General features: G+C 73.4%; 22 protein-coding genes and 1 tRNA gene. 7 read left to right on the top strand and 16 right to left on the bottom strand.

Annotated elements, in window-relative coordinates; translation table 11 throughout:
- The 5 genes from ACIP2X_RS22340 to rpmG form a co-directional block, all read right to left on the bottom strand.
- Positions 1 to 375, bottom strand: a complete 375-nt coding sequence (locus ACIP2X_RS22340) for a VOC family protein (RefSeq protein WP_401675726.1) — start codon at positions 373 to 375, stop codon at positions 1 to 3.
- Between the two features lie 72 nt (positions 376 to 447).
- Positions 448 to 681, bottom strand: coding sequence for a 30S ribosomal protein S18 (gene rpsR, locus ACIP2X_RS22335; RefSeq protein WP_401675724.1), 234 nt, complete (start codon positions 679 to 681; stop codon positions 448 to 450).
- 7 nt (positions 682 to 688) lie between these two features.
- On the bottom strand, positions 689 to 2,002 hold the full coding sequence (locus ACIP2X_RS22330) for a GTP-binding protein (RefSeq protein ID WP_401675722.1): 1,314 nt from the start codon (positions 2,000 to 2,002) through the stop codon (positions 689 to 691).
- A 3-nt stretch (positions 2,003 to 2,005) separates the two neighbouring features.
- Positions 2,006 to 2,266, bottom strand: coding sequence for a type B 50S ribosomal protein L31 (locus ACIP2X_RS22325; protein ID WP_401675720.1), 261 nt, complete (start codon positions 2,264 to 2,266; stop codon positions 2,006 to 2,008).
- Between the two features lie 9 nt (positions 2,267 to 2,275).
- Positions 2,276 to 2,440, bottom strand: a complete 165-nt coding sequence (rpmG, locus tag ACIP2X_RS22320; protein ID WP_401675718.1) for a 50S ribosomal protein L33 — start codon at positions 2,438 to 2,440, stop codon at positions 2,276 to 2,278.
- 62 nt (positions 2,441 to 2,502) lie between these two features.
- Here rpmG and rpmB point away from each other — a divergent pair, with 62 nt between their 5' ends.
- The 4 genes from rpmB to ACIP2X_RS22300 all read left to right on the top strand — a co-directional run bounded on the left by rpmB (position 2,503) and on the right by ACIP2X_RS22300 (position 4,713).
- Positions 2,503 to 2,739, top strand: coding sequence for a 50S ribosomal protein L28 (rpmB, locus tag ACIP2X_RS22315; protein ID WP_401675716.1), 237 nt, complete (start codon positions 2,503 to 2,505; stop codon positions 2,737 to 2,739).
- On the top strand, positions 2,739 to 3,044 hold the full coding sequence (gene rpsN / locus ACIP2X_RS22310) for a 30S ribosomal protein S14 (protein ID WP_401675713.1): 306 nt from the start codon (positions 2,739 to 2,741) through the stop codon (positions 3,042 to 3,044). Before rpmB ends, rpsN begins: the two co-directional genes overlap by 1 nt.
- A 496-nt stretch (positions 3,045 to 3,540) precedes the next feature.
- Entirely contained in the window at positions 3,541 to 4,095 is a 555-nt protein-coding gene (locus ACIP2X_RS22305) for a hypothetical protein (protein WP_401675711.1), read from the top strand.
- A gap of 90 nt (positions 4,096 to 4,185) precedes the next feature.
- Entirely contained in the window at positions 4,186 to 4,713 is a 528-nt protein-coding gene (locus ACIP2X_RS22300; RefSeq protein WP_401675709.1) for a DUF4232 domain-containing protein, read from the top strand.
- 3 nt (positions 4,714 to 4,716) lie between these two features.
- Here the strand turns inward: ACIP2X_RS22300 and ACIP2X_RS22295 are convergent, their stop codons facing one another.
- Positions 4,717 to 5,931 (bottom strand): DUF2786 domain-containing protein, encoded by a 1,215-nt coding sequence (locus tag ACIP2X_RS22295; protein ID WP_401675707.1) that lies wholly within the window; start codon positions 5,929 to 5,931, stop codon positions 4,717 to 4,719.
- A 73-nt stretch (positions 5,932 to 6,004) separates the two neighbouring features.
- On the opposite strand from ACIP2X_RS22295, the gene ACIP2X_RS22290 reads away from it, so the two are divergent.
- Positions 6,005 to 6,784 carry a Clp protease N-terminal domain-containing protein gene (locus ACIP2X_RS22290; RefSeq protein ID WP_401675705.1) on the top strand — a complete coding sequence of 260 codons (780 nt, stop codon included), beginning with the start codon at positions 6,005 to 6,007 and terminating at the stop codon, positions 6,782 to 6,784.
- 727 nt (positions 6,785 to 7,511) lie between these two features.
- On the top strand, positions 7,512 to 9,203 hold the full coding sequence (locus ACIP2X_RS22285) for a bifunctional 3'-5' exonuclease/DNA polymerase (protein ID WP_401675703.1): 1,692 nt from the start codon (positions 7,512 to 7,514) through the stop codon (positions 9,201 to 9,203).
- Here ACIP2X_RS22285 and ACIP2X_RS22280 read toward each other — a convergent pair whose 3' ends face one another.
- Entirely contained in the window at positions 9,204 to 12,476 is a 3,273-nt protein-coding gene (locus ACIP2X_RS22280; protein ID WP_401675842.1) for a BTAD domain-containing putative transcriptional regulator, read from the bottom strand. It abuts the gene before it with no gap.
- A 346-nt stretch (positions 12,477 to 12,822) separates the two neighbouring features.
- Here ACIP2X_RS22280 and ACIP2X_RS22275 point away from each other — a divergent pair, with 346 nt between their 5' ends.
- On the top strand, positions 12,823 to 13,782 hold the full coding sequence (locus ACIP2X_RS22275) for a D-2-hydroxyacid dehydrogenase family protein (protein ID WP_401675701.1): 960 nt from the start codon (positions 12,823 to 12,825) through the stop codon (positions 13,780 to 13,782).
- A gap of 16 nt (positions 13,783 to 13,798) precedes the next feature.
- Here ACIP2X_RS22275 and ACIP2X_RS22270 read toward each other — a convergent pair whose 3' ends face one another.
- The 9 genes from ACIP2X_RS22270 to ACIP2X_RS22230 all read right to left on the bottom strand — a co-directional run bounded on the left by ACIP2X_RS22270 (position 13,799) and on the right by ACIP2X_RS22230 (position 25,993).
- Entirely contained in the window at positions 13,799 to 14,467 is a 669-nt protein-coding gene (locus tag ACIP2X_RS22270; RefSeq protein WP_401675699.1) for a histone deacetylase, read from the bottom strand.
- Positions 14,464 to 15,072 (bottom strand): TetR/AcrR family transcriptional regulator, encoded by a 609-nt coding sequence (locus ACIP2X_RS22265; RefSeq protein WP_401675697.1) that lies wholly within the window; start codon positions 15,070 to 15,072, stop codon positions 14,464 to 14,466. Before ACIP2X_RS22265 ends, ACIP2X_RS22270 begins: the two co-directional genes overlap by 4 nt.
- A gap of 89 nt (positions 15,073 to 15,161) precedes the next feature.
- Positions 15,162 to 15,575: a hypothetical protein gene (locus ACIP2X_RS22260; RefSeq protein ID WP_401675695.1), complete on the bottom strand. Its 414-nt coding sequence runs from the start codon at positions 15,573 to 15,575 to the stop codon at positions 15,162 to 15,164.
- A 362-nt stretch (positions 15,576 to 15,937) separates the two neighbouring features.
- Positions 15,938 to 16,011: transfer RNA gene (locus tag ACIP2X_RS22255), tRNA-Thr, on the bottom strand.
- A gap of 107 nt (positions 16,012 to 16,118) precedes the next feature.
- On the bottom strand, positions 16,119 to 17,720 hold the full coding sequence (locus ACIP2X_RS22250) for an alpha/beta hydrolase (protein WP_401675692.1): 1,602 nt from the start codon (positions 17,718 to 17,720) through the stop codon (positions 16,119 to 16,121).
- A 140-nt stretch (positions 17,721 to 17,860) separates the two neighbouring features.
- Entirely contained in the window at positions 17,861 to 19,066 is a 1,206-nt protein-coding gene (locus tag ACIP2X_RS22245; RefSeq protein ID WP_401675690.1) for a DNA polymerase III subunit delta', read from the bottom strand.
- 223 nt (positions 19,067 to 19,289) lie between these two features.
- Positions 19,290 to 22,520, bottom strand: coding sequence for a dTMP kinase (gene tmk / locus ACIP2X_RS22240; protein ID WP_401675688.1), 3,231 nt, complete (start codon positions 22,518 to 22,520; stop codon positions 19,290 to 19,292).
- A 172-nt stretch (positions 22,521 to 22,692) separates the two neighbouring features.
- A complete protein-coding gene (gene topA, locus ACIP2X_RS22235; protein WP_401675686.1) occupies positions 22,693 to 25,530 on the bottom strand; it encodes a type I DNA topoisomerase in 2,838 nt (945 codons plus the stop codon).
- 265 nt (positions 25,531 to 25,795) lie between these two features.
- Positions 25,796 to 25,993, bottom strand: a complete 198-nt coding sequence (locus tag ACIP2X_RS22230) for a hypothetical protein (protein WP_401675684.1) — start codon at positions 25,991 to 25,993, stop codon at positions 25,796 to 25,798.
- Positions 25,994 to 26,630: the final 637 nt, after the last annotated feature.

Raw genomic sequence — 26,630 nt, 5'->3', positions numbered from 1 at the left:
TCAGAAGCCTTCCTTCTCCGTCAGCAGCATCAGACCGTTGCCGTCGGGGTCGCGGAAGGCGGCCATGCGCCCCCAGGGGTGGTCGTCCGGCCCCTGCACCTCGACGCCCGCTTCGGTGAGCCGGGCGCAGTCCGCGTCGACATCGGTCGTGACCAACATGATCCCCCGCGTGGAGCCGGGTGTGAAACCGCCCATCCGGGGCCCGGACAGCGTGAACGTGGTCTGCGCGCCGCGCGGGGCGACCTGGAGCCAGCGCCCGGGCGGCATCTGGAGGTCGGCGGTGACCTCGAAGCCGAGCACCTCGGTGTAGAAGCGCAGGGCCCGGTCCTGGTCGGCGACCGGGAGGGTGACGAAGGAGGCGTGGGTGATGTTCATGAGGCACAGAATAGGTAGGCGTTTCCCTACGCGTCAAACGTAGGGAAACGCCTACCTGTCAGCCGGAGGCCGTCACCGGCCGGAGTACGGCATCAGGGCCATCTCCCGGGCGTTCTTGATCGCGCGCGCCAGCTGCCGCTGCTGCCGGGCCGAGACCCGGGTGACCCGGCGGCCGCGGATCTTGCCGCGGTCGGAGACGAACGTCCGCAGCAGGTCGGTGTCCTTGTAGTCGATGTACGTGATCCCGGCCCGGTCCAGCGGATTGGGCCGGCTCCGGACGGGCTTGCGATCGGGCTTGCGGGGCATGACGGGATCAGACCTCCAGGAAGGCGTCGAAGGCAGGCGGCAGCCGCTTCCAGGCGGCGCGCCCGGCGGCGTACTCGGCGTCGGTGAGCAGGCAGGACTCCAGCAGGTGCGCGAGCCCCTCCCGGTCCAGGCCGGGGGACGTGAACACGAGGTGCTGACCGCGGTCGCCGTGCTCCGGGTGCCAGTCCAGCGCGGCGGCGGCGCGGCGCACCGGCGGCACCAGGTCCCACGCCGCGTCCGGCAGCGAGGCGAGCCAGGGGCCGGCGCTCTCCACGCACAGGGCACCGCCGGCGGCGTCCCAGTGCAGCAGCGTGTCCGGCCGGTCGGCGAGCCAGAACCGGCCCCGGCTGCGGGCCGCCGCGCAGGTCAGATCCTCCAGCGCCTGAAAGAGCCGCTCGGGATGGAAGGGGCGGCGCCGGTGCCAGACGAGCGTCGTGACCCCGTGCGCGTCCGCCTCGGTGGGCAGCAGCGCACACGCGGGATGCTGGGCCGCGGCGGCCGCTTCCACGTCGAAGCCCGCCAGTGCGGCGTGGGCGAGGGGCGAGTGCGCGTCGGGCACTCCCGCCGCGCCCGGGACCCCTCGACCCGCCCTGATCCCCCGGCCCGCCCGGACCTCGTTGTCGGACCGGGCCGCCTTGTCCACCTGGGCCGCCTTGTCCATCCGGACCTCGTTGTCCATCCGGATCCGCCGGTCCGGACGGGCGGTCCGGGCGTCCGCGGGACCGGCGCGGTGGACGGGGACCTGACGTGCCGTCGGATGCAGCTGCGCGAGCAGCTCACGGTCCTCGTCGTCGGCGTCCGGGGAGTCCAGGACGGCGAGGACCGGGGCGTACTCCAGCTGCCGCGCGAAGGTGTCCGCGACGGTCCGTTGATCGGTGGCGGCCGCGGCGAGGCCGCGCTCGGCGAGGTCGTCGCCGTTGCCGAGGTAAGGCAGCAGCAGCGCGGGGTCGACTGCGGTGATCACGCCCGTGACCGTGAGCCCGCCGGAGGCGATCACCTCCGTCATCGCCTTCGGCTCCACGGAGTCCCACAGCTCGACGACCGCGAGCGGGGTGTCACCGGCGTCCGCGAGCCGCCGCAGCTCGGGGACCAGGTCCGCGCGCAGCGCACAGCACGCGCAGTCGTTGACGAGCGGTGTCTCGCCGGCGTCCCGGAGTCCGCCGGCGTCCCGGACGGTGCGTACGACCGTGCCGCCTGCGGCGGTGGACAGGTCGTGGTGCAGTACGACGCTGCCGGGCACCTCGGCGAGCAGATGCCCGACGGCGGCCTTGCGGGCGTCGGCGTGCAGTCCGCCGACGACCACGACGGGGAGCTCGGGCATGGACTAGCCCCGCTTCCCGTACCGGCGCTCGAAGCGCTCGACGCGGCCGGCCGTGTCCAGGACGCGTGCCGTGCCGGTGTAGAAGGGGTGGCTGACGTGGGAGATCTCGACGTCGACGACCGGGTAGGTGGCGCCGTCCTCCCATACGACCGTCTTCTCGCCGGTGAGCGTGCCGGTGAGCGTGGAGCGGGTGAGGAACGCGTAGTTCGCGGCCCGGTCGCGGAAGACGACGGGACCGTAGTGCGGGTGGATTCCCTTGCGCATGGCGGTGGCTCAGCGCTCCTCTCGGAACTCGACGTGGCGGCCGGCGACCGGGTCGTACTTGCGCAGGGTCACGCGGTCCGGGTCGTTACGACGGTTCTTGCGGGTGACGTACGTGTATCCGGTACCGGCCGTGGACCGGAGCTTGATGACGGGGCGGAGTTCGTTGCGTGCCATGCTGGTACCTTACTGAAAATGAATTCCATTTACGACAACGCCTACGGAGAGGTACGTCACCCATGTCCGCCCACTGCATGCTGACCGGCGCCCGGCCGGGCTTCGGCAACCGCATCTCCCACTCCCACCACCGCACCTCACGCCGTTTCGACCCCAACATCCAGACCAGGCGCTACTGGCTGCCCGGCGAGAACCGGTACGTCCGGCTGCGGTTGAGCGCCAAGGGGATCAAGACGGTCGACGTGATCGGCGTCGAGGCGGCGGTGGCCCGCGTCCGCGCGCGGGGGGTGAAGGTCTGATGGCCAAGAAGAGCAAGATCGCGAAGAACGCGAAGCGGCGGGAGGTCGTCGCGCGGTACGCCGCCCGGCGGGCCGAGTTGAAGGAGATCGTCCGGCGGCCGTCGTCGACGGAGGCCGAACGCCTCGCCGCCCAGCGGGAGCTGCGCCGGCAGCCGCGGGACGCGAGCGCCACGCGCGTACGCAACCGGGACCAGGTGGACGGACGGCCGCGCGGGTACTTCCGGGCGTTCGGGCTGTCGCGGGTGGGTCTGCGGGAGCACGCGCACGCGGGGCATCTGCCGGGGGTGCGGAAGTCCTCGTGGTAGGCGGGGCACGGGGGGCGGCTTGCCGCGTTCGTAGGGCCGTAGTGCTGTCGGTCCGTAGTGCTGTCGGTCCGTAGTGCTGTGGGACTGTCGGGTCGTCGGGCTGTCATGCGGTGGGACTGTGCGGCTTTCAGGCCGTAGGCCCGTCGGATCGTCCGGCTGTAGGGCCGTAGGCCTGTCGGGTGGTCGGGCTGTACGGCTTTCGGGTCGTCGGGCAGTACTGCTGTGGGGTCGTGGGACCGTACGACGTCCCGCTCGTAGGGCCCTACGACATTCCGGTCGTAGGGCGGTGCGACCGTCCGGCCATGCGGTTGTCGGGCTGTCAGGTCGTAGTTCCCTGTGATCGTCCGCCTGTGCTGTTGTCCGGCTGTGCTGTTGTCGGACGGTCCGGCTGTGCTGTCATCCGTCGGTACGGCTGTACCGCTGTGCGACTGTCCGCCCGTACGGCCACGCGGCTCGCGTGGCCCATCGGCTACCGGCTCACCCCTGGGGGCATGCAGTGACTTCGGCGACGACTTCGGTGGCGCACGCGCGCGGTGCGTTGCGCGGGCGGGTGCGGATCGCGGCCCTGGCCGTGGTGGGGGCGGTCGCGCTGACCGCCTGCAGTGGAGACGGTGGCTCGGACTCGGATCCGGACCGCTCCTCGGCCGGTGCCGTTCCCAGCCCGGTCACGTCGTCGGCGGCGACCGGCGGGGACGACGGTTCGCCGTCCGGGGCGGCCGCCGGGGAACTGGACGGCAGTTGGCTCGCCACCAGCGGGGGTGAGGCGGTCGCGCTCGTCGTCACCGGCGACACCGCCGGGCTGTTCGCGACCGGCGGGACCGTATGCAGCGGGCGCGTGGGCGAGGCGTCGGGCACCCGGACGATCCGGCTCACCTGCTCGAACGGCAAGGACGAGCGCGGCACCGGCACCGTCGGCTCCGTCGGCGCCACGAGCCTGAAGGTGACGTGGGACGGCGGTCTCGGCGAGGAGACGTTCACCAGGTCCGAGGGCGGGGAACTGCCCCCGGGGCTGCCGACCACGGGGCTGCCCACCACGGGGACCGGCTCGTGAGGTGACGCCGGTGAGGCGGGCCGGGTGACCGTGCGGAGCCGGCGTACGTGATGATCCAGGGGCATCGACACGAACCCAGGGGACCCACTCATGCGCGCTACTTCTCTCACCGTCGGCTCCGCCGCACTCGCCGCCGCCCTGCTGCTGACCGCCTGCGGGGGCGGTGGCGACGGTGAGGGCGAGGACGAGGGCCAGGACACCTCCGCCTGCGTACTCGACGAGGTCGGCGTGGAGGTCGGCCCCGCCAACGCCGCGCCCCTCGCCGGGGACACCGGCAACATCCCCGTCACCGTCACCAACCAGGGCGCCGCGTGCACGCTGGACGGCTTCCCCACGGTCGGCCTCCAGGCCGACGCCACCTCCGCGACCGTTACGGAGGACGAGGCGGCCCGGCCGCAGAGGCTGACGCTCGCCGAGGGCACGGCGGCGACGTTCACGATCACGTACGTCCGGGGTGAGGCAGGTGTCGGCGGCAGCCTCGATGCCACCAGGGTGAAGATCGGTCTGCCCGGAGCGTCGGAGACGCGGGGCTTCGCCTGGTCGTACGGCCCTGTCGCGCTCGGCGCGGGGGGCGTGCCGGACGCCTCGGTCGGGGCGTTCCAGCAGGCGGGCGACTGAGGATCAGTCGAGCCGGCGACGGGATCGGACCTCGGCCCGGTCCGCGGCGCGTGCGCCCTCCGTCCAGCCCGCCGCGTCGGTGACCGCGCGGAGCCGGGTCGTGGTCGTCTCCGGGAACATCTGCTCCGCGTGCTCGGTGACCGCGGCCTCGCGCGAGGCCAGGACCGGGAGCAGCCCGCCGGCCGCGGCGCCCTCGCCGCCGTCGCGTCCGGCGGCCTCGCCCTGGGCCTCCTCGGCCGCATGCCTCGCGGTCTCCTCGGCGGCGGAGGCGAGACGGACGCCGATGCGGTGCGCGTAGGCCGCGAGGAAGGACTGCCGGAAGGTCTTGGTGCGTCGGCGCCCGCCCGCGCGCTGGGCGGCCTCGGCCTTGGTCATCGCGGTCGTGGCCTGCACGAGGAGCGAGGTGTGCAGGAGTTCGACCACCTCCAGGTCGGGTGCGAAACCGACGACGGTGGAGAAGCCGAGGGGTTCGTTCCACACCGCGCGGCAGTGGTTGGCGGTGGCGACCGCGTCCAGCAGCACGGCCTTGGCCTGCTCGTACGGCTGGTCGACGCCGATCCGCCAGGCGGTCGGGCCCGTCCCGTGCGGCGTCCGGCCCGCGAGCAGCGCCGCGTCGATGCTGTGCCGCGCCATCAGCTCCTGCGCCTTCGCGCTGAGGGCCTCTGCCTCCTCCGGGAAGCCGGTGGCCTCGGCCTTCGCGAGCAGGGCACGGATGCGGGTCAGCATCCGGGACTCGGGGGACGGTGCCGGCGCGCCGGTCTCCGTCCGGGGGCGCGCGCCCGTCCTGGTCGGGGGCTCGTCGAGGTCTTCGAGGGTGGGGAGGCGCAGCAGGAGGCGGTACAGCTCCAGGACGGCGGTGGCGTGCGTGAAGCGGTCGCTGCGGGCGGAGGTGGCGGGAGCCTCCTCGGCGAGCTGTGCGAGCTGAGCGGCCCAGCGGGGCCCGCGGGGGCGGTCGTCCGGCGCCTGGTCGAGGATCAGGGCCGCCACGAGGCGTTCGTGCACGTCGTCGAGGTCACGGCGGACGATCCGTACGACGTCGGCGGGCTGCCAGCCGCGGCGCCAGGCACCGGCGACGAACTCGACGCCCCGTCGGGTGACCTCCGGGTCGGCCGCCGGGTCGGCCGCGAGGAGGGAGGCGCCGGTGTCGAGGGCGGCGTGGTCGTCGGCGGGGGCGTAGAGAGCGGCCTGGAAGGCCCGGTCGACGGTGCTGGTGTCCACGGGGGGATCGTGCCATGCGGGCGACTGTCAACTCAGGGTTGACGCCCAGGGGGTGTCAACCTACGGTTGACGCATGACGAAGAACCCCGACTTCACGTCATCCATCCGTCTCGACGACCTCATCGCGGCCATCAAGAAGGTCCACAACGAACCCCTCGACCAGCTGCAGGACGCGGTCCTCGCCGGCGAGCACCTGGGGGACGTGGCGGACCACCTGATCGGCCACTTCGTGGACCAGGCCCGGCGCTCCGGCGCCTCCTGGAGCGACATCGGCAAGAGCATGGGCGTCACCCGGCAGGCCGCTCAGAAGCGGTTCGTGCCGAAGGAGTCCATGGACCTGGACCCGAGCCAGGGCTTCAGCCGCTACACCCCCCGCGCGCGGAAGGTGGTCGTCGCCTCGCACGACGCGGCCAAGGCGGCGCACCACGCCGAGGGGCTGCCCGCACACCTCGTGCTCGGGCTGCTCACGGAACCCGAGGCGCTCGCCGCACGGGCCGTCACGGCACAGGGCGTCACCCTGGACGCGGTCCGCGAGGCGGCCACCGCGGCGCTCCCGCCGGCCGCGGAGGAGGGGCCGGAACTCGTCCCGTACGCCTCGGACTCCAAGAAGGTCCTGGAACTCACCTTCCGCGAGGCCCTCCGCCTCGGCCACAACTACGTCGGCACGGAGCACATCCTGCTGGCCCTCCTGGAGTTCGAGAACGGCGCGGGCCTGCTGTACGGACTCGGCATCACGAAGGCGGGCGTGGAGCAGTACGTCACGGAGGCGCTGGAGGAGTTGATGCGCGAGCGGGAGGGCGAGGGCGCGGACGCGGACGAGGGGGGGACGGGGGAGGCTGCTGGGGGGAGCTGAGGGGGGTGTGCGCGGGGGTCCCTGCCGGGGGGCTCCGTGCGGGGGGGGTCTGTGCGGGGGGTCTGTGCGGGGTATCCGTGCGGGGGGTCTGTGCGGTGAGGCTCTGGTCCGGGCGGGCTCCGTGGCGGGGGTCCGTGCTGGGCGAGCCCTGTGACAGAGACGTGCCGGAGTGGCCGACCCGGGAGCCCGTGCCGGGAGGGCATGCCCGGGGTCCGTACCCGTGGGGGTCCATGCCCGGCGGACCGTGCCCGGGAGTCCATGCGGGGCCCACGCCCGGAAGTCCGCACCCGTCAGGGGTCCATACCCGGTGGACCCTGCCCGGGAGTCCATGCGGGGCCCACGCCCGGAAGTCCGCACCCGTCAGGGGTCCATGCCCGGTGGACCCTGCCCGGGAGTCCCTGCTGGGCCCACGCCCGGAAGTCCGCACCCGTGGAGGGTCCATGCCCGGTGGACCGTGCCCGGGAGTCCATGCCCGGGCATCCGTACCCGGGAGGCGCCCCCCGCAAGGAGAGCCAGGCCCGACGTCCGTGCCGGGGGCCGTCCGCGGAGAGCTCCGTGCCGAGTGGCCGTGACCGGGAGGCCGTGACCGGTAGTCGGTGCCCGGGAATCCGTACCCGCGGACGTCCAGGCGGGGGGCAATGCCCGGCGTCGTGCGGGGGCGCTTCGCGCGAAGGCCGGGGGTCGGCGTGGGGCGGTGTTGTCAGACCCTGGTGCGACACTCGCAGGCGTGGCCGACCGGTGGGCGCTCGCTCCGGCCGAGGACGGTGGCGTGGACGTCGCCCCCCTCGGTCCCGACGGGCTGCCCGCCGGGCCGGTGCTGCGGGAGCAGGACCCGGCGGCCGCCGTGCGCAGCCGGCCGCAGGTCACGCGGTGGGTGTGGCGGTCGACCGCCGAGATCTATCCCCGCCTGCTCGCCGCGGGGGTGCGGGTGGAGCGGTGCTACGACATCGAGGACGCCGAGACCCTCCTCCTCGGCCACGAGGGGCGGTACGGCGAACCCCGCTCGGCGGCCGCCGCACTCGCCCGCCTGCGCGGTGGGCCCGTACCCCCCGATCCCCCGCAGCGCGCCGCGGAACCGGGCGCCCAGTCCCCGCTGTTCGAGCCCCGGAGCAGGCACGTACCCCTCGACGACCTGCTCGCCGTCTACGCCGAGCAGCAGCGGCGGCACGACCGGGCCGCGCACCCCGACCGGATGCGGTTGCTGACGGCCGCCGAGTCGGCGGGGATGCTGGTGGCGGCCGAGATGAACCGCTCCGGGGTGCCCTGGAGCGCCGAGGCGCACCGCGAGGTCCTGCACGAACTGCTCGGCGAGCGGTACGCGGGCGGTGGCGAGCCACGCCGCCTGGCCGAGCTCGCGGACGAGGTGTCCGCCGCGTTCGGGCGCCGGGTGCGGCCCGATCTGCCGGCCGACGTGATCAAGGCCTTCGCGCAGGCCGGCATCAAGGTCGGCTCCACCCGGCGCTGGGAGATCGAGAGCCTGGACCATCCGGCGGTGAAGCCGCTGGTGGAGTACAAGAAGCTGTACCGCATCCGGGTCGCGCACGGCTGGTCCTGGCTCCAGGACTGGGTGCGGGACGGGCGGTTCCGGCCGGAGTTCCTGGCCGGCGGCACGGTCACCGGCCGCTGGGTGACCAACGGCGGCGGCGCCCTGCAGATCCCCAAGGTCATCCGGCGTGCCGTGGTCGCCGACCCGGGCTGGCGGCTGGTCGTCGCCGACGCCGACCAGATGGAGCCGCGCGTGCTGGCGGCGATCTCCCGCGACCCGGGTCTGATGGAGGTCGCCGGCCGGGAGAGCGACCTGTACCAGTCCGTCTCCGACCGCGCCTTCTCCGGCGACCGCGCCCAGGCCAAACTCGCCGTGCTCGGCGCGGTCTACGGGCAGACCTCCGGCGACGGGCTGAAGAACCTCGCCGCCCTCAGACGCCGCTTCCCCAAGGCGGTGGCGTACGTCGACGACGCGGCCCGCGCCGGTGAGGAGGGGCGCCTGGTGCGGACGTGGCTGGGTCGCACCTGTCCCCCGGCCGCCGGGGCGGGCGAGGACGCGGCGGAGGAGGCCGGCATCCCCGTCACCGCGACGGAGGACGAGCCGGACTCCCCGCAGTGGGTGCCGGGTTACGCCTCCACCAACGCCCGCGCCCGCGGCCGTTTCGCCCGCAACTTCGTCGTCCAGGGCAGCGCCGCCGACTGGGCCCTGCTGCTGCTCGCCGCGCTGCGCCGCACCTGCGCGGACCTCGCCGCCGAACTGGTCTTCTTCCAGCACGACGAGGTGATCGTGCACTGTCCGCAGGAGGAGGCCGAGACGGTCGTGGCCGCGATCCGGGAGGCGGGGGCGCTGGCGGCCCGGCTGACGTTCGGCCAGACACCGGTGCGGTTCCCGTTCTCGACGGCCGTGGTCGATTGCTACGCCGACGCGAAGTGATCAGGAGGAGCGCGGGATCAGGGACCGGAGTTCCGTGACGACCGCCCGCTCGTCCGTGCCGTCCAGGTCGGCGAGTGCGGTGCGCCACGCCTGGTGCGCCTCGTCCTCGCGGCCCTGGTCGCGCAGCAGCAGCCCGTGCTGGTGACGGCCGAGTCCCCCGGTGTAGCGGTCGGAGCGGGCGTCCGCGCGGCGCAGCAGCTCCGCGCACTCACGCTCGGCGCGCCCGGCACGGCCCAGCTGCCGCAGCGCGCGGACCAGGCCGAGCCGGCTCTGCGACTCGCCGTGCCAGTCGCCGTGCCCGCCGAGGATGCGCAGGCTCTCCTCGAAGTGCTCGGCGGCGGCGGCCGGTTCTCCGAGGGTGAGACGGGCGTAGCCGATGTTGCAGTGCGCCGTGTGCTGCACGATGACGGCGCCGATCGCGACGCCGAGGGCGAGCGAACGGCGGTGGTGCTCGACGGCGACGCGAGGGTCGGTGTGCTCGTGCAGGTTGCCGAGATGGCTGTACGTCACGGCCTCGCCGTAGGGATCGTCCAGCCGGCGTGAGTACCCGAGGCTCTGGCGCAACGCGTCCTCCGACTCCGCGTACCGTCCCAGGCCTTCGAGCAGCAGCCCCCGGTTGTTGAGGCAGCGCCGGACCCAGGAGACGGCTTCGAGGCGACGCCAGATGCCCAGCGCCTCGTCGTTCAGCGCGAGCGCCTCGCTGTGCCGGCCGGTGAGGAAGTGCATCCCGGCGAGGTCGACCAGCGCGGTCGCCTCCGCCGCCGCGTCCCCGAACCGCCGCGCCAGTTGGAGCGCGGCCCGCCCGAGCAGTTCCATCTCGGGGATGCGGCCGCCGCGGTGGAGGCAGGGGGAGAGCAGCCGCAGCAGGGTGGACAGGTAGGCGGCACGGCGCTCGCACGCGCCGTCGGCGTACGCCTCGACCAGCGCGACGATGTTGCACAGTTCGCCGTCCGCCCAGGCGAACGCCGCCTCGGTCCCCTCGAAGGCGGCCACCGTCGCCACGTGCGCGGCATGGCCGGCGGGCTGTGCGGCCGTGGGACGGCGGCGGTCGTCCTGGTCGAGCCCCGGCTCGACGATGGCGGTGAGGGTGCGCTCGGCGGTGGCGGCGTACCAGCGGAGGGCGGTGTCGACGAGGTCTTCGCGGGGGTGGGGATCAAGGCTGGGGTGCGGGTCAGGGCCGGGGTGGGAGTGGGAGTGCGGGTGGGGGTGCGCGTTGCGACGGGGGTGCCGGCGGGTTTCGGCCGTGTCGGCCTCCGTCCGTCCGCCCGAGGCGGCCAGTTCGCGGGCGAAGTCGCGGACCAGGTCGTGCGGTGCGTAGCGGGCGTACGCCGTCTCCTCCAGGAGCGCCACGTCGACCAGCCGGTCCAGCGCGGCCTCGGCGCGGCGCTCGCCGGTGCCGGTGAGGCGGGCGATCAGGGGTGCGCCGTACGACGGCAGGTCGAGCGCGCCGACGCTGCGCAGTGCGAGGGCGGCGTCCCGGTCGGCCTCGCGGTCGGAGGCGGCGAGCGCGTCGTGGGCGACGGCGAGGGAACGCCGTACGCTCAGGTCGTCGTACTCCAGATGGTGCAAGCGCCCCTCGGTCGCGGTCAGTTGAGCCGCGAGGACGTCCGGGGTGAGCGCCCGGCGGGCGGCGAGCCGGGCGGCGACGACGCGCAGGGCGAGCGGCAGCCGGCCGGTGAGCTCGACGAGCGGGTGCCCGGCGTCGAGCCCGTCCCGCCCGGACACCGCCCGCAGCAGCGCCGCGCTCTCCGCTCCGCTCAGCGGCGTGAGCGCGAAGCGGCGGGCGCCGTCGAGCGCGGTCAGCGGCGAACGGCTCGTGACGATCACCGCGCACCCGGCGCCGGCCGGCAGCAGCGGCCGTACCTGCGCGGCGCTCGCGGCGTCGTCCAGCACCAGGAGCGTGCGCGTCGGGGCGAGCAGCGAGCGCAGCAACGCGGCGGCGGCATCGGGGTGTTCGGGGACGCTGCGGGGCTCCACACCGAGGTCGCGCAGGAGCGCGGTGAGCGCCTGGCCCGCGGTGAGGGGGGTCATGCCGGGGGTGGCGCCGTGCAGATGGACGTAGAGCTGACCATCGGGGAAACGTTCCGCCATCGTGTGCGCGGCATACAGCGCGAGCGCGCTCTTGCCGACGCCGGCCATGCCGCTGACGACGGCGAGCGCGGCCGGCCGGGCGAGGGTCCGGAGCAGGGCGTCGCGTACCGGGACGCGGCCGGTGAAGTGTGCGGGTGAGGGTGGGAGTTGGGACGGTCTCGGTGCGGCGGCCGTCTCGGGGCCGCGCTCGTCCGGCGGCGCCGCGCTCGCGACGGGCGCGGTCCGGTCGCCCGGAAGCCGGCGTTCCGGCGCGGCACCCCTCTGTACGGCCCCACGCAACACCTCCACATGGGCCGCGCGCACCCCGGCCCCGGGCTCGACACCGAGCTCCTCCAGGAGCCGCGACCGCAGATCCCGGTGGATGGCGAGGGCCTCGGCGCGGCGGCCGGTGCGGTGCAGGGCGAGCATGAGCTGACGGTGGTAGGCCTCGTGGAGCGGATGCTCGGCGGCGAGGGCGGCCAGCTCCGGGACGAGCCCGGCCAGCCGTTCCCGTCCGGCGGCCCGCTCCTCCGCGAGGGCGAGTTCGGCGTCGTGGCGCCACTCCAGGACCAGCAGGCGCGCCTCGACCAGCCGTTGCACGAACGCGTACCCGCCCACGTCGGCCGGCAGCCCGCTCAGGGGCGCGCCCCGCCACAGCGAGAGCGCCCGCGCGCACTCGCGCACCGTCCGCTCCCACTCCCGCCCCGCGTGCGCGTTACGCGCGGCGGCGACGTGGGCCTCGAAGACATGGACGTCCAGCTCACCCTGCTCGACCCGCAGCAGGTATCCGGGCGGCACGGCACGCAGTCGGCCGGGCTCGTCGAGCATCCGGCGCAGCCGGGCCACGTGGTTGTGCAGGGAGGCCTTCGCGGAGGCGGGCGGCGCGCCGCCCCACAAGGTGTCCTTGAGCGACGCGACGGGGACGACCCGGCCGGCCTCCAGGAGCAGGGCGGCGAGGAGGACGCGTGCCATGGGGCTGCTCAGAGGGCGCACGGCAGGTCCCGACGGCGCCTCGCGCAAGGGCTCTGGGTGCGGCGGCACCTCGTGCGACGACACGTCGTGCGGCGGCACCGCTTGCTGGGGCACTTCGTGCGACGACGCGTGCGCCGGATCCTCCCGGAAAGGCCCGCCTCCCCACGGCACGTACAGAACAGGCGGCCCCAGCAGCCCGAACCGCAGTCCGAACCGGGGTCGGCACCGCATCACACCGCCCACAGCCTTCCACCCGGCACTTTCCGCCACCCGCACCCGGGCGACCACGACCGGAACCCGCCACCGTTCCGGCACGCCGGCCCCCGGGCAGACGCCGGGGAAAACCATTGGCCACATGTTAGCGATCCGTTGGTGTGGCCTGATGTGATCACATCATCGGATCCGGCCCGACGGTGCGCGCGTATGGCCGCGCAACTCGGGGGAGTGTCGCCGCCGCGGCCGGGCCCGGGACGCCAGTGGGCCCCGGTCGGCAGAGGTGAACGACGGGGGCCCGCGTCCGAACGTGCGGCGCACCCGCCACCCTGGGGAGAGACACCGGCCCCCGGGAGGACGAGACATGCGCTACCGCTGCGCCGTACTGGACGACTACCAAGGCGTCGCGACCACCGTCGCCGACTGGACCCCCCTCGGCGACAGGGTCGAGGTCGCGACCTTCGCCGACCACTTCCGCACCGAGGACGAACTGGCCACGGCCCTCCTCGACTTCGACTTCGTGGTCACCCTGCGCGAACGCGTCCCCTTCCCCGCCTCGCTCCTCGAACGGCTCCCCCGCCTCAAGCTCCTCGTCGCCTCCGGCATGCGCAACTCCGTGATCGACTACGCCGCCGCGCACGCCAACGGTGTCACCGTGTGCGGCACGGAGAGCTCCTCCACTCCCCCGGTCGAGCTGACCTGGGCCCTGATCCTCGGCCTGGCCCGTGGCATCGTCCAGGAGAGCACCGCCCTGCGCACCGGCGGCCCCTGGCAGTCCACCGTCGGCGCGGACCTGCACGGCCGCCGCCTGGGCCTGCTCGGCCTCGGCAAGATCGGCAGCCGCGTGGCCCGGATCGGCCTGGCCTTCGGCATGGAGGTCACGGCCTGGAGCCAGAACCTCACCGAGGAGCGCACGGACGAGATCGGGGTCCACCTCTCCCCGACGCTGGAGGAGCTCCTCACGACCAGCGACTTCGTCTCGGTCCACCTGGCCCTGAGCGACCGCACCCGGGCCCTGCTGGGCCCGGCGGAACTGGCCCTCCTGCGGCCGACCGCGCACCTGGTCAACACCTCCCGCGCGGCGATCGTCGACCAGGAGGCACTCCTCGCCGCCCTGCGCGAGGGCCGGATCGCCGGCGCGGCGGTGGACGTCTTCGACGTCGAGCCGCTGCCCGCCGGCCATCCGATGCGCGAGGCCCCGCGCCTGCTCGCCACCCCGCACCTGGGTTACGTCTCGCAGGCCAACTACCGCCGCTACTACGGTCAGGCCGTCGAGGACATCGAGGCCTACCTCGCCGGCACCCCGGTCCGCGTCCTCGGCTGACCGGGGGCGCCCTCCGTCACGTGTCCGGGCTCAGCAGATCGATGAGGGCCATCTCAGACCAGTGACCGCGCGCGCCGGGGCAGGCGGCGACGTACGACGTGATCGCCTCCCTGTCCCACGCGCCCGCCGACACCAGGCCCGAGGACAGGAACCTCACGTAGTCGGCGGAGGGCGGGACCCACGGCACCTCGTTCATCCGCCAGGGAGCGGTGAAGGTCAGCGCGGGCAGACCGGCGACCTGCCCGGCGCACACGAGGGTCTCGTAGCGTCCCTCGCCCAGCACGGCCCGCCCGTTCGTCAGTACGTCGACCAGGTCGAGGTCCATTCCCGGGTCCCGGTACATCTCCTGGGCGGCGATGTCGAAGAACTGGTCGGCGGTCACCAGGTGCGCCCTGGCAAGCACCCGGCCGCCGCACCGGGGGTCGTAGAAGGCCCGGCCGCCGCCCCAGACCGGGGACCTGGTGGCGAAGTACAGGGCGCCGGTCAGCTCCACCGGGATCGACCGGGTGGGCATCGCGGGGTTGCGGCACCCCGGGTACTCCCGCCCGGCCCCCGCCGGGCGACCGCCCCTGATGTAGCAGGCGAGCCGGTCGAGATGCACGTTGGAGCCGTAGGAGGTGTACCAGACGTGCTCGGGGTGCCGGTCCGTCGGCAGCGTGGCGTCGATGCTCGCGAGCGCCTTCACGCCGACGGGTCCTTCGCCGTGGGCTCCCGCTGCCCGGCGGTGGTGGGGTACAGGCCCTCCAGCAGCGAGGTCAGATAGCGGCGAGCGGTCTCGACGCGGTCGGCGGGGCCGACGTGGACGCGCGCGGCGTAGGCGATCCCGCACATCAGGGGGACCAGGTCCTCGCCGGTCAGGTCGGGGCGCACGGCGCCGGCCGCGTGGGCCCGGTCGAGCAGTCGCCCGCCGACCGCCGCCAGCGTCCGCTTCAGCTCGGTGGTGCGCGGCAGGGCGTCCGCGGCCATGGCGGTGACCCGGGACAGCGAAGCGTCGGTGACCTGCGCCTCGACGGTGCGGCGCAGGAAGCGGGCAAGGGCCCGGCCGGGGTCGTCGTCGGCCAGCGCCCGCTCGCCGTAGGCGGCGAGTGCCTCGAGACCGGGCGTCGCGAGGGTCTCCAGGAGAGCCTCGGCGGTGGGGAAGTGACGGTAGACGGTACCGACGCCCAGACCCGCCCGTCGGGCCACGTCGTTGAGCTGCAGCGGCGCGCCCTCGTCCACGAGTTCCCGGGCCACGGCGACGATCCGCTCCCGGTTGCGGGCGGCGTCCTTGCGCCGATGGGCGCTCGTCATGCGACGAGTCTAACCGGATACCTCATCCACCTCCCGGCGGACGGAGAGGTTGCGCGTATCCACTGCGGCCGCCGATGACCCGGCTCAGGTCACGGGTACAGGCTCTTGTACACGCGGTTCTGACACGCACGGTCGACCGCGGCAACGCGCAGGCCCTTGATTTTCTGGGCGGCCGCCCGCTCATCCTCCGGCAGGCGCTCGGCGACTTCCTCCTTCGTAAGGGTGCCGCCCATGAAAGTCACCGTCCACGCCCCTCTTCGCATGTACAGGAGCGTCATGCCCTCCTCCGCCCAGTAGTCCTCCTGGACCCATCCCTGACGCTTCAGCTCTCCGGACAGAAGGGCGATGTCCTTCGGGCTCGGATCAGTGTCGGTGGACGTGCCACCGTCGATCATGCAAGCGTCGAACGGATCGTCGTTCTCAAGGGCGACGTACCTCGGTTCGGAGAATCCACCGGCCCGCATACCGGCGGCGATGCCCGCTTGCACCTCGGACTGGCTCATCTCCGTCGCGGCCGTTGCCGCGCTCCCGCTCGCACTCGCGCTGGCAGTGCTTTCGCCGGCCGTCCGCGTCCCCGGGTCCCGGCCGTCATGGGAACGTCCTGCCTTGTCCGTCCCGCATCCAGCCAGCAGCACAGCCGTTGTCAGCACAACGGCCCCCCACATCCCGCGCAACACTCCCCCACTCTCCCCAATAACGACATGCTCATGATGTTGCTGGAGTTTCGCATGGTGACATCCGCCCGGAAATTGGCAAAAGGCACCAAAAGAACAAAAAAGGGAACGACGCAAACCCGGATGTTCATCAACAATTCCTGGAACGCAAAAGCCCAGCTCGGACAATGTCTGAGCTGGGCTTTGGACCGAGCCGCCTTCGGGATTCGAACCCGAGACCTACGCATTACGAGTGCGTTGCTCTGGCCATCTGAGCTAAGGCGGCGCGCTGTCGGCACCATGGTGCGATCAGCAACGTCGGTAAGTCTACACAGTTTCCGGGGGTGCTCCGTACCGGCCCCGGGGCGGGTGACTCCGGGGCCGGGGGCGGGTCTAGGAGCAGCGCTTTCCGTCCTTGGGGGCCGTACCGCGCAGGAGATACGCGTTGATCGTACGGTCGATGCACTCGCTGCCGCGCCCGTACGCGGTGTGGCCGTCGCCGTCGTAGGTCAGGAGGCGGCCGGAGGAGAGCTGGCGGGACAGGCCCTGCGCCCAGTGGTACGGCGTCGCCGGGTCCCGGGTGGTGCCGACCACCACGATCGGCGCCGCCCCCTTCGCCTCGATGCGGCGCGGCTCGCCCGTGGGCGCGACCGGCCAGTACGCGCAGTTCAGGGCCGCCCAGCCGAGGGATTCACCGAACACCGGGGACGCCTTCTCGAAGGAGGGCAGCGCCTTGCGGACGTCGTCCGGGGTGTCGAAGGAGGGCGGAAGGTCCAGGCAGTTCACGGCGGCGTTGGCGTACATCAGGTTCGAGTAGCGGCCGTCGGCGTCCCGCTCGTAGTAGCCGTCGGACAGGGCCAGCAGGCCCGCGCCGTCGTTCTTCTTCACGGCCGCGGTCAGCGCCTCGCGCAACTGCGGCCAGGCCGCCTCGTCGTACATGGCCGCGATCACCCCGGTGGTGGCCAGCGACTCGGTGAGGCGGCGGCCGCCCTCGTCGCCCGTGGGCAGCGGCTTCGCGTCGGCCTTGTCGAAGAACGCCTTCAGGTTCCGCCCGACCTGCTCCGGCTTGACCCCACGGCCCCCGACGGCGCAGTCGGCATGCCGCACGCAGTCCTTCGCGAACGCCGTGAACGCCGTCCCGAACCCGGCGGTCTGCTCCAGGTTCAGCCGACGCGCCGACAGCGTCGGGTCCATCGCGCCGTCCAGCACCAGTCGCCCCACCTGCTTCGGGAAGAGCCCGGCGTACGTCGCACCGAGCAGCGTCCCGTACGACGCCCCGACGTAGGTCAGCTTCCGGTCCCCGAGCGCCGCCCGCACGATGTCCATGTCCCGGGCCGCCTCGACGGTGGAGACGTGCCGCAGCAGATCGGGGGCGTCCGCCCCGCACCCCTCGGCGAAGCTCTTGTACGCCGCGACCAGGCCGTCGACCTCGCGCCGGTCGTCGGGCGTGATGTCCGTCTGCGTGTACGCGTCCATCTCCCGCCCGTCGAGGCATTCGACGGGCTCGCTGCGGGCGACCCCGCGAGGGTCGACCGCGACCATGTCGTACCGGTCGCGCACCTCCTTGGGGTAGCCGATCCCGGCGTACGACTGGAGGTAGCCGACCGCCGAACCGCCCGGCCCGCCCGGGTTCACCAGCAGTGAGCCCAGCCGCTTGCCCGGCCCGGTGGCCTTCTTGCGGGCCACGGCGAGCCGCACGTCGCCGGCGTCGGTCCTGGCGTAGTCGAGCGGCGCCCGCAGCGTCGCGCACTCGAAGCCGGGGACACCGCACGAGCGCCAGCTCGGCTTCTGTCCGTAGTACGACGTCAGCGTGGCGGACGCCGCCTGGGGCAGTGCGGCGAGCGCCGCCTGGGCCGGCGCGCTGGCGGAACTCGTCGAGCTCCCGGAGGAGCAGGCGGATGCGACCAGCGCCGCGAGGGCGAGGAAGCCGGCTCCGGTGCGGGACCTGACGCTGAACACGGACCTGGGCCTGCGGTGGGTGCGCCTTGTGTGCATCCCGCGAGCGTAACGCTGCGCCATCGCCTGAACGCGCTCCGTGCGGCCCGCGCCTCGGACGAGTGCAGGCTGTCCCACGGATGTCCCACGGACGAGGTACGTCACCGACGGCGCTGACGGACATCGCCGGCGACCCCCGCTCACCCCGCCCGGAGGGCCAGGGTCATCGCCTCGACGGCGAGCAGCGGCGCCACGTTCCGGTCGAGCGCGTCCCGGCACGCGGCGATCGCCTCGATGCGCCGCAGCGTGGACTCGGGTGCACTGCTCCGCGCGAGCCGCTCCAGCGCGTCCTCGGCGTCCGTGTTGGCGAGCGCGACGCGGGAGCCGAGCTGGAGGGCGAGGACGTCGCGGTAGAAGGCGGTCAGGTCGGTGAGGGCGAGGTCGAGACTGTCGCGCTGCGTCCGGGTCCGCCGGCGCTTCTGCTTGTCCTCCAGGTCCTTCATCACGCCCGCCGTGCCCCGGGGCATCCGTCCTCCCTGCACCGCGCCCAGCGCCGCCTTCAGCTCCTCGGTCTCCTTGCCGTCGACCTCCTCGGCGAGCTGCTTGGCGTCCTCCGCGGCCGCGTCCACCAGCTCCTGCGCCGCCCGGAGACAGCCGCCGACGTCGTCCACGCGCGACGGCAGTCTGAGCACGGCCGCCCGGCGTTCGCGTGCCGCCGGGTCCGTGGCGAGGCGGCGGGCCCGGTCGACATGCCCCTGCGTGGCGCGGGCCGCCGCGGCTGCCACGTCGGGCTCGACGCCGTCGCGGCGCACGAGCATGTCGGCGACGGCGTCCACCGAGGGCGTGCTCAGATTCAGGTGGCGGCAACGGGAGCGGATGGTGGGCAGGACGTCCTCGATGGAGGGGGCGCACAGCAGCCAGACCGTCCGCGGGGCGGGCTCCTCCACCGCCTTCAGGACGGCGTTGGCGGACTTCTCGTTCAGCCGCTCGGCGTCCTCGACGAGGATGACCTGCCAGCGGCCGTTCGCCGGAGAGGTGAACGACTTGCGGACCGTGTCCCGCATGTCGACGACCAGGATCTGCGCACCGACCGCGACGACCGTGGAGACGTCGGCGTGCGTACCGACCAGCGCCGTGTGGCACCCGTCGCAGAAACCGCACCCCGGTGCGCCGCCGAGCGCCCGGTCCGGGCTGACGCACTGCAGCGCCGCCGCGAACGCCCGCGCGGTCCGGACCCGTCCCGCGCCGGGCGGTCCCGTGAACAGCCACGCGTGCGTCATCTTGGACGCCTCGGGGGGCGCGGTGCCGGCCGCGGCGGCTGAGACCAGGGCGTCGGCGTCCCGGGCAGCGGCGGTGAGCTGCTCGCTCACCCGCTCCTGCCCGACGAGGTCGTCCCAGACGCTCATGGGTCACGCCGCCCTTCCGTCACACTTCGCGGTACGCCCTCCATTGTGGGGGCGACCACCGACAACGACGGACGCGACCACCGACCACGCGGCGGGACGCGGCCGGGAACGACGACGGAGGGCTCCACGGCCACGTCCCGTCAGCCGCACGCCCCCCGTCAGCACACTCACCGACTCAGCGCACGCACCGCTTCAGCGCACGCACCGCTTCAGCGCACGCGCCTCAGCGCCCGCGCCCCTTGCCGCGCCCGCCCTGCTCGTCGTCGTACCCGTCCTCGTGCGGTCCGAGCAGTTCGTCCGCCAGCGACGGCAGGTCGTCGAGCGGGGTCTCCTCGGCCCAGTCCGGACGGGGCCGCCGCTGCGGCCTGCCGTCGGCGTCGAGCTGGGGCAGCTCCCGCGTGCGGTCCTCGGTGCCGTCCGGTTCCGCGCCCTGGGGCTCGTCCCGGAAGTAGCCGGGCGGCACCCGGTCGGCGGGGTCCTCGTCCCGCACGGGCGGCAGCACCGCGGTCTCGTCCGCGGCGCCGGGCACGACCGGCGGCAGCACGGCGGTTTCGTCGGCCGCACCCGACGGCCGGACCGGCGGCAGCACCGCCGTCTCGTCGGCCGCACCCGCGGTCGTCCCCGGCTGCGGCAGCTCCGTCGTCACCTCGGCGTCGGACCCGGGCCCGCCGGCGTCCGTCCGCGCCTGCGGCCTCCCGGCGTCGGGGCGCACCGGCCGCAGTACCGCCGTGTCCTCCACGGGTCCGCCGGAGGCGTTGGTCGGCGTCACCACCGGCGTCGGCACGGTCGCCGCGTCGGTGGGCACGTCGGGCGTCGCGGGAGCCGACGGCCGGGGTCCCGCGGCCGCCGCCGACGCCGCCTGCTCGGCGGCCCGGCGAGCCTCCTCGGCCCGCAGCAGCGCCTCCTCGGCCTTGCGCTGCTTCTCCAGGCGGCGCTCCTCGGCCTCGGCGCGCAGCCGTGCCTCCTCCTCGGCCTGCTGCCGGCGCCGGTCCTCCTCGGCCTTGCGGCGGGCTTCCTCCTCGGCGCGCGCCCGCTCCTCGGCGAGGAGCCGGACCCGCTCCTCCTCGGCACGGCGGCTCGCCTCCTCGGCCCGCTGCCGGGCCTCCTCCGCCTGCCGCTCGGCCTCGCGCCGCTGCGCCTCCTCCAGCTCGCGCTGCTTGCGCTCCTCCTCCTCGGCGCGCAGCCGGGCGAGCTGCTCCTGGCGCTCGCGCTCCAGGCGCTCCTCCTCGGCCTTGCGGGCGGCCTCTTCCTCCGCCTTGCGGCGGGCCTCCTCCTCGGCCTTGCGGCGGGCCTCCTCCCGGGCCCGGACCTCGGCCTCGGACAGCGGCAGCAGCTGGTCGAGCCGGTGCCGGATCACGGTGGTGACGGCTTCGGCCTCCTGCCCGGCGTCCACCACCAGATAGCGCCCGGCGTCGGCCGCGGCCAGCGTCAGGAAGCCGGACCGCACGCGCGCGTGGAACTCGGCGGGCTCCGACTCCAGCCGGTCGGGCGCCTCCGTGAACCGCTCGCGCGCGGCCTCCGGCGAGACGTCCAGCAGCACGGTCAGATGCGGGACGAGGCCGTGGGTCGCCCAGCGGTTGATCCGGGCGATCTCGGTCGGCGACAGGTCACGGCCGGCGCCCTGGTAGGCCACCGAGGAGTCGATGTAGCGGTCGGAGATGACGACCGCGCCGCGCTCCAGGGCCGGCCGCACCACGGTGTCCACGTGCTCGGCCCGGTCCGCCGCGTACAGCAGCGCCTCGGCCCGGTGCGAGAGGCCTGCGCTGGAGACGTCCAGCAGGATCGAGCGCAGCCGCTTGCCCACGGGGGTGGCCCCCGGCTCCCGGGTCAGCACCACCTCGTGGCCCTTGTCCCTGATCCACTCGGCGAGCGCCTCGGCCTGGGTGGACTTTCCGGCGCCGTCGCCGCCCTCCAGGGCGATGAAGAACCCGGTGGTGGCGGGCGTCGGCTCCGGGTCGTCGCCGCCGAGCAGCGCGTCGCGCACGTCCTGGCGCAGCGGCACCCCGGAGCGGTCGTCGAGCTTGGCCAGCACCAGCGCGGCCACCGGCAGCAGCAGCGCGCCGACCAGCATCAGCGTGAACGCCGCCCCGCCGTGCGCGAACACGAACTTGCCGTTCTCCAGCCGGTGCGGCCCGATCAGCGCGGCCACCACGGGCGCGATCAGCGCGCCGAGCGCCACGAAGACCCGCACCATCGCGTGCAGGTGCTCGGTCGTGCGGGCCCGCCGGAAGTCCTCGGACTCCTGGTCGAGCAGCGTGTGCCCGGTGTTGGCGGCCACACCGGCGCCCGCACCGGCCAGCGCGACGATCAGCAGCACGGTGGCGAGGTCCGGGACGAGCCCGGCGGCCAGCAGCGCGACGCCGGTGAAGGCGATCGCCAGGGCCAGCAGGCGGCGCCGCGACAGCGACACCAGCACCTTGGGCGCCGTGCGGATGCCGACGACGACACCGCCGGTGAGCACGCCCACCAGCAGCCCGTACGTCACCGGGCCGCCGCCCAGGTCCTTGGCGTGCAGCACGGACACCGCGACGACGGCGGCCACCGCGCCGGCGACGGCGGCGCAGGCGAGCACCAGCAGCGGCATCGCACCCGTGCGGCCCTTGTCGGAGCCCTCTGCCGAGCGGGGACGGCGCAGCCCCTCCAGCGGGGACCGCGCGCGCGGGGTGCGGGTCCCGGGAACCTCCAGGAAGGTCAGCACCGACAGCGACGCGGCGAACAGGCCCGCCGCCACGTACGAGGCGAGGGCCGCCTGGTGCTGGCCGAACCAGGCGATCCCGGCGCCCAGCAGATTGTTGAACAATCCGGCGACGACCAGCGCGGCGGCCGCAAGGGGCACGGTCACGAACGTCGTACGCAGCGACAGGCGCCGCAGCGCGTCCAGGTGGTCCGGCAGCGGCCGTACCGTCGCGCCCTCCGGGGGCGGCGCGGGCAGCAGCGCGGGCGCCGCGCTCTCACGGCACACCGTCCAGAACCGCTCGGCGACCCCGGTGACGAACACGGTCACCAGCAGCAGGGCGAGCGCGTCCTGCGGCGTCCAGTCGATCCACAGCGGCGCGATGATCAGCAGCGCGACCCGCAGACCGTCCGCGCCGACCATGGTCCAGCGGCGGTCGAGGGGGCCGTCCTGCGAGGTGAGCGCGGCGAGCGGCCCGAGGAGCACGGCGCCGAAGAGCAGGGTCGCGAGGACGCGCACCGCGAAGACCGCCGCGACCGCGAAGGCCACGCCCCGGTACCCACCACCGAACGACTCCTCGGCGATCGCCGCCTGGAGGACGAGAAGGACCAGCACCAGGAGCGCGAGCATGTCGCCGATACCGCTGACGAGCTGTGCGCTCCACAACCTCCTCAGCTGTGGCCGGCGCAACAGCGCGCGCACGGCACGCTCGCGGGAGTCCGCGACGAGGGCGTCGTCGGGGGCCGGGTGATGGGCCGTTGGCTGCTCGGCTCGCGTCATGCTTTCAGCCTATCGGGCCGCACCGACACTCCAGTGCGCCCGCCCGAACGTCCGCACGCCCCGGCACCGATGTGGTGCCGGGGCGCGCGTCTCGCGAACGTCAGGTGAAGGAAGGGCCGTTGCCGGCCGGGGCGGGTGCGTGCCGCCGCGGCAAGCGCCGTACCCCGCCCGCTCAGTCCTCCGACGTCGCCTTGGAAGCCGTCGCCTTCTTGGCGGTCGTCTTCTTGGTGGCCGTCGTCTTCTGCGCGGTCGTCGTCTTCTTCGCCGCCGTGGTCTTCTTGGCTGCGGTCTTCTTCGCCGTAGTCGTCTTGGCCGTGGCCTTCTTGGCGGGCGCCTTCTTCGCCGTCTTCTTGGCAGGGCCCTTCGCACGCTTCTCGGCGAGCAGTTCGAAGCCCCGCTCCGGCGTGATCGTCTCGACGCTGTCACCGGACCGCAGGGTCGCGTTGGTCTCGCCGTCCGTGACGTACGGGCCGAAACGGCCGTCCTTGACGACCACCGGCTTGGCGCTGACGGGGTCCTCGCCCAGCTCCTTCAGCGGCGGCTTGGCGGCGGCGCGGCCACGCTGCTTCGGCTGGGCGTAGATCGCGGCGGCCTCCTCCAGCGTGATCGTGAAGAGCTGGTCCTCGGTCTGCAGCGACCGCGAGTCCGTCCCCTTCTTCAGGTACGGCCCGTAGCGCCCGTTCTGCGCGGTGATCTCGACGCCCTCCGCGTCCTTGCCGACGACACGCGGCAGGGACATCAGCTTGAGGGCGTCCTCCAGCGTCACCGTGTCCAGCGCCATCGACTTGAACAGCGAGGCGGTCCGCGGCTTCACCGCGTTCTTGCCGGTCTTCGGGGTGCCCTCGGGCAGCACCTCGGTGACGTAGGGGCCGTAACGGCCGTCCTTGGCCACGATCGTGTGACCCGTGGACGGATCGGTGCCCAGCTCGAAGTCGCCGCTCGGCTTGGCGAGCAGTTCCTCCGCGAGCTCGACCGACAGCTCGTCCGGCGCCAGGTCGTCCGGGATGTCGGCGCGCTGGTGCTGCTCGGTGTCCTTCTCGCCGCGCTCGATGTACGGGCCGTAGCGCCCGACGCGGAGCACGATGTCGCTGCCCACGGGGAACGACGACACCTCGCGCGCGTCGATCGCGCCCAGGTCGGTGACCAGTTCCTTGAGGCCGCCGAGGTGGTCCCCGTCGCCGTTGCCGGCGTCCGCGGCGACGGCCGCGACGGTGCCCTCGCCGAAGTAGAACCGCTTCAGCCACGGCACCGCCTTCGCCTCACCGCGCGCGATGCGGTCGAGGTCGTCCTCCATCCTGGCGGTGAAGTCGTAGTCGACGAGCCGGCCGAAGTGCTTCTCCAGCAGGTTGACCACGGCGAAGCTCAGGAAGGAGGGGACAAGCGCCGTGCCCTTCTTGAACACATAGCCACGGTCGAGGATCGTCCCGATGATCGACGCGTACGTCGACGGGCGGCCGATCTCGCGCTCTTCCAGCTCCTTGACCAGCGAGGCCTCGGTGTAGCGGGCCGGGGGCTTGGTGGCGTGGCCGTCGACCGTGATCTCCTCGGCCGACAGCGGGTCGCCCTCGCCGACCTGCGGAAGCCGGCGCTCGCGGTCGTCCAGCTCGGCGTTCGGATCGTCGGCGCCCTCGACGTAGGCCTTCAGGAAGCCGTGGAACGTGATCGTCTTGCCGGACGCGCTGAACTCGACGTCCCGGCCGTCGGCCGCGGTGCCGGCGATCTTCACCGTCACGCTGTTCCCGGTCGCGTCCTTCATCTGGGACGCGACCGTCCGCTTCCAGATCAGCTCGTAGAGCTTGAACTGGTCGCCGGTCAGGCCCGTCTCGGCGGGCGTGCGGAAACGATCACCCGAGGGGCGGATCGCCTCGTGCGCCTCCTGCGCGTTCTTGACCTTGCCGGCGTACGTCCGCGGCTGGGGCGGCAGGTAGTCGGCGCCGTACAGCTGCGTCACCTGGGCGCGGGCGGCGGATACCGCCGTGTCGCTCAGGGTCGTGGAGTCCGTACGCATGTAGGTGATGTAGCCGTTCTCGTACAGCTTCTGCGCGACCTGCATGGTCGCCTTCGCGCCGAAGCCGAGCTTGCGGCTGGCCTCCTGCTGGAGCGTCGTCGTACGGAACGGGGCGTACGGCGAGCGGCGGTACGGCTTGGACTCGACCGAGCGGACGGAGAACCGGGTGTCCTCCAGGGCGGCGGCGAGGGCGCGGGCGTTCGCCTCGTCGAGGTGGAGGGTGTTCGCGCTCTTCAGTTGTCCGAGGGAGTCGAAGTCGCGGCCCTGCGCGACCCGCCTGCCGTCGACGGTCTGAAGACGGGCGACCAGCGACGACGGGTCCGACGGGTCCCCCGCGCGGCCGGTCGCGAAGGTGCCTGTCAGGTCCCAGTACTCAGCCGAACGAAAGGCGATGCGCTCGCGTTCCCGCTCGACCACGAGCCGGGTCGCGACCGACTGGACGCGGCCCGCCGACAGCCGCGGCATGACCTTCTTCCACAGGACCGGCGAGACCTCGTAGCCGTAGAGGCGGTCGAGGATGCGGCGGGTCTCCTGGGCGTCGACCAGCTTCTGGTTGAGCTGGCGCGGGTTGGCCACCGCGGCCTGGATCGCGGCCTTGGTGATCTCGTGGAACACCATCCGCTTGACCGGGACCTTGGGCTTGAGGACCTCCTGGAGGTGCCAGGCGATCGCCTCGCCCTCCCGGTCCTCATCGGTGGCGAGGAAGAGCTCGTCGGAATCCTTCAGCAGATCCTTGAGCTTCTTGACCTGCGCCTTCTTGTCGGCGTTGATCACATAAATCGGCTGGAAGTCGTGTTCGACGTCCACGCCGAGGCGGCGGACCTCGCCGGTGTACTTCTCCGGCACCTCCGCCGCGCCGTTGGGGAGGTCGCGGATGTGCCCGACGCTCGCTTCGACGACGTAGCCGGGGCCGAGGTAGCCCTTGATCGTCTTCGCCTTGGCAGGCGACTCGACGATGACGAGTCGGCGGCCGCCCTGTGCGGTCTCGCTGGTCGGGGACAACTTCGCTCTTCTCTCCGGTCGACGCTGGGCCTCCCCAGGCCTTGCACTCCCGGGGTCAGGGCACCTTTCTTGGCTCACTCGCTGGTGACGCTGCGGAGTGTGACGGTACATCCCGCCCCCGTGTCAAACGGGAAAAGCCCGCAACGGCCACTCGAACGGTAACCCGACTACCGCCATTCCTGCCGCCCGGCGTGTCCGCCGCACCGACCGGTTCTATCCGGAGCGTGCCCTACCGATTACCCCAGGTGGAACGCTTCCCCGGCTGTCAGAGCTGGGTGAAGCACCACGCTCCGAGGGTCAGCGCGATCACCGCGGCGACGGTCGCGAGGGTCGCCGATGCGACCGGGTTCACACCGTGGGCGACCGGCTCGCGACGGCGCACCCGAGTCGCCGTCCACACCAGCAGTCCGCCTCCGAACAGGGCGAACACCAATCCCGCGAAGATCGCCGGTCCACTCTCCATGGCTGAGCGTGCCCCTTTTTCCCGTCGGCGAGTGTTCAATTCCCGGGAGGTTGACACGCACGGGCTGCGCCCAGGCGAACCTGACGTGAACGGGGGGTCGACGGGGCGGTGCGGCTGCTTTCGGACAAGGCCCCGCTTCATCGGGCCAGGGCTCTCGAAAGTTTTTTCAACGGTTTTCGGCCGCGACTTCCTCAGGCGAACTTCGGCCATGATCGGGACGGCCGCTCATTTCCATGATCGGTTCCTTGGTGCCGCGCGAGCGGAGGGGAAGGATGTTGGCCGGTTTCGCGTCCCGCGCCGAGGGTGGCGGTGCCCGATTTCCTCCGGCCGGCCGGAGGTCGAGGCGCCGGCGTCAGACCTGACTGAGGGCTCCCGCGCATCCCGGCGCGCAGAACCCACCTCAGCGCCCTTGCACCCAGCGCGCACTCCTTCCGCACGCGCCGCCCCCTTCACCCCGGCGCCTGCCTACGCACGCGCCGCTCTCGTCACCCACGCCACTCCCTTGCGCACACGCCACTCTCTTGCGCACACGCTTCCCCTTGCGCACGCGCCCCGGTGCGTCTCGCTCGGCCCCGGCGCACCCCGCCAGGGCCGGGCGCCCAGTCCGGCGTACAAGCCCTCTCTGCGCCCCCGCTCC

This window comes from Streptomyces sp. NPDC089424 (genome assembly GCF_044749345.1).
Taxonomy (GTDB): Bacteria; Actinomycetota; Actinomycetes; order Streptomycetales; family Streptomycetaceae; genus Streptomyces.
This window is presented reverse-complemented; position numbering and strand designations above follow the sequence as displayed.